Source organism: Vibrio sp. 1249-1, assembly GCF_033340495.1.
Map to the genome: position 1 here is coordinate 1 of NZ_JAWOWJ010000380.1, position 796 is coordinate 796.

Annotated in this window: 1 pseudogene; it reads right to left on the reverse strand. The window is 54.4% G+C overall.

The window, feature by feature from the left end:
* Positions 1–438, reverse strand: a pseudogene (locus R7Z50_RS26495) (phosphoadenosine phosphosulfate reductase); the annotation flags it as partial.
* Positions 439–796: the final 358 nt, after the last annotated feature.

The following is a 796-nucleotide window of genomic DNA, read 5'->3' on the forward strand; positions in this document are numbered from 1 at the left end:
GCGGTTCAGCCCCGACATATAGCCATGCCTTTCAGGGTCCGTGGCAAGCAACGTCTCCATTGACTTATCCAACCCAACAGCCTGGCAAGCCCAGCAACCGAAGCGAGCGCCACAGGCGTCACTGGCCTTCTTCTCTGTTGCCGACCACACGCACTCCCCTGTTGCCGCCTTGTAAAGCTCTGCCGTAGTGACATTGCTCTCCAAGTAACTTGGCAGAGGATATGCTGAGCCCATGCCAGCGGATAGTAAGAACTCCCAGACATCACTCGCCAACCAGTTTTTCACCACATACAGCTCACCCCCATCTTTCGTCTTAATGACGCGATCTGAGCTTCCTCGCTGTTTTGCAATGTTGGCCGCACGAATAGTGCTTTCAGCATCACGACTGCCCAGCAAAAGGCAGACTTTCTGTCGAACCTCTTTGGGAAGCTCTCGCATATAAGCTGCCTTCGCTCTTTTGGCAGAGGTGATTTTTAAATCCTGGCTACACTGGCGGGCCGTGGAGTTGGAAAACGTAGGCAACCCCCTCCCAGTAAGGATTCGGCCCGTCCAACTCTGCGAGATCCCAGGCTTTGCTAGAACGATGGTCAGAGGAAGGTTTTCCTTCGCAATGAAACGCTCCAGCTCGGCCAGTTTCTGATCCGCCAGCCACCTTACCTCTGGGCTTTCGATCAGTGTGTCAGTGTGCAAGATGAAGTGGTGCTGGCTGATGGTCGCCCCACTCCTTACAGCCCGGATCAGGGCCATCAGGAACAGGTGCAAGACCGTTTCAGAATCTTTACCACTGGAATAGCCG